We start from the raw sequence: 2,500 nt of genomic DNA on the forward strand, positions 1-2,500 counted from the left end.
ATAGGCATTGCGGAGGTGTATTTGCGATACAAGCGACATCGCCATCTTTCCTGATGGCGACGTCTAACGCGTCCAAGTCATGTACATCTAATGTATTGTGTATGCTTTTGATTTGAGTAGTGAAGTCTTGCTTCTACTGGATCAAATCAAGCCTATCGAGCAATTAGTACCAGTCAACTGAACGTATTACTACGCTTACATCTCTGGCCTATCGACGAGGTGGTCTACCTCGGCTCTCAGGGATACCTTGTTTTGAGGGGGGCTTCCCGCTTAGATGCCTTCAGCGGTTATCCTGTCCGATCATAGCTACCCAGCACTGCTATTGGCATAACAACTGGTCCACCAGTGGATCGTTCACCCCGGTCCTCTCGTACTAGGGGCAACTCCTCTCAAGTATCCTACACCCACGGAAGATAGGGACCGAACTGTCTCACGACGTTCTAAACCCAGCTCACGTACCTCTTTAAACGGCGAACAGCCGTACCCTTGGGACCTGCTCCAGCCCCAGGATGAGATGAGCCGACATCGAGGTGCCAAACACTGCCGTCGATATGGACTCTTGGGCAGTATCAGCCTGTTATCCCCGGCGTACCTTTTATCCGTTGAGCGATGGCCCTCCCACTTGGGACCACCGGATCACTATGGCCGTCTTTCGACTCTGCTCGACTTGTCAGTCTCGCAGTCAGGCTGGCTTCTGCCATTGCACTCAACGAGCGATTTCCGACCGCTCTGAGCCAACCTTCGCGCGCCTCCGTTACGATTTAGGAGGCGACCGCCCCAGTCAAACTACCCGCCACACAGGGTCCCGGATCCGGATAACGGACCGCGGTTAGACATCAAGCAGAACAAGGGTGGTATCTCAAGGGAGGCTCCACCGAGACTGGCGTCTCGGTTTCAAAGCCCACCACCTATCCTGCACATGTTCGGCCTAATGCCAGTGTGAAGCTGTAGTAAAGGTGCACGGGGTCTTTCCGTCTAACCGCGGGAAACCTGCATCTTGACAGGTAATTCAATTTCGCTGAGTCTATGTTGGAGACAGCGGGGAAGTCGTTACGCCATTCGTGCAGGTCGGAACTTACCCGACAAGGAATTTCGCTACCTTAGGACCGTTATAGTTACGGCCGCCGTTTACCTGGGCTTCAATTCAGAGCTCTCACCCCTCCTTTTAACCTTCAGGCACCGGGCAGGCGTCAGACCCTATACGTCGTCTTACGACTTCGCAGAGCCCTGTGTTTTTAATAAACAGTCGCCACCCCCTGGTTTGTGCCCCCAGCCCCTAGTTGCCTAGGAACCGGGCCTCCTTCTCGCGAACTTACGGAGGTATTTTGCCGAGTTCCTTCAACATAGTTCTCTCAAGCGCCTTGGTATTCTCTACCAGTCCACCTGTGTCGGTTTAGGGTACGATCTAGCGATGGAGCTATTTCCAGGGACCTCTAAGCAGCCCATTCAATCCGATAAGGATGAACTACCCTCGAGATCCGTCACTTCCATCTGGCCCAGGAATATTAACCTGGTTCCCATCGACTACGCCTTTCGGCCTCGCCTTAGGGGTCGGCTTACCCTGCTCAGATTAGCTTTAAGCAGGAACCCTTGGACTTTCGGCGAGAGTGTTTCTCACACTCTTTGTCGCTACTCATGTCATCATTCTCACTAGTGATCTCTCCACCGGATCGCTCACGCGCCGGCTTCACAGAAAGCTCCTTGTGTCCAATACTCCCGAGGGAGTTAAGGACACATGGAACTATGTCACACTACGCTCTGCTACCATGCAATAAATGCATCCTCAGCTTCGGCTCATGGCTTGAGCCCCGTTACATCTTCGCCGCAAGACAACTTATTTAGACCAGTGAGCTGTTACGCTATCTTTAAAGGATGGCTGCTTCTAAGCCAACCTCCTGGTTGTTTTGGTCGTCTCACCTGCTTTCCCACTTAGCCATGAATTAGGGGCCTTAGCTGGAGGTTAGGGTTGTTTCCCTCTTCACGACGGACGTTAGCATTCGCCGTGTGTCTGCCGACTAGTACTCCTCGGTATTCGGAGTTTGGTTAGGATCAGTAAGACGGTGAGTCCCCATTACCCATCCAGTGCTCTACCCCCGAGGGTATTCGGTCGACGCTCTACCTAAATAGATTTCGCAGAGAACCAGCTATCTCCGAGTTTGATTGGCCTTTCACCCCTAGGCACAGCTCATCCCGATCTTTTTCAACAGATGTGGGTTCGGTCCTCCAGTTAGTGTTACCTAACCTTCAACCTGGCCATGCCTAGATCACTCGGTTTCGGGTCTGATCCCACAAACTCAACGCCCTATTAAGACTCGCTTTCGCTACGCCTACACCTAACGGCTTAAGCTTGCTTGTGAGACCAAGTCGATGACCCATTATACAAAAGGTACGCTGTCAGGGCGTAAAGCCCCTCCAACTGATTGTAGGCGTTCGGTTTCAGGTACTGTTTCACTCCCCTCGTCGGGGTGCTTTTCACCTTTCCCTCACGGTACTGGTTCAC

The 2,500-nt window shown here is 52.5% G+C and carries 1 rRNA gene (cut by a window edge); it reads right to left on the reverse strand.

What is annotated here, in order from left to right:
- Positions 1–142 precede the first annotated feature (142 nt).
- Positions 143–2,500, reverse strand: a 23S ribosomal RNA gene (locus QQL78_RS20090); it runs 474 nt beyond the window's last position.

It is taken from the genome of Sulfitobacter pacificus, assembly GCF_030159975.1.
Taxonomy (GTDB): domain Bacteria; phylum Pseudomonadota; class Alphaproteobacteria; order Rhodobacterales; family Rhodobacteraceae; genus Sulfitobacter; species Sulfitobacter pacificus.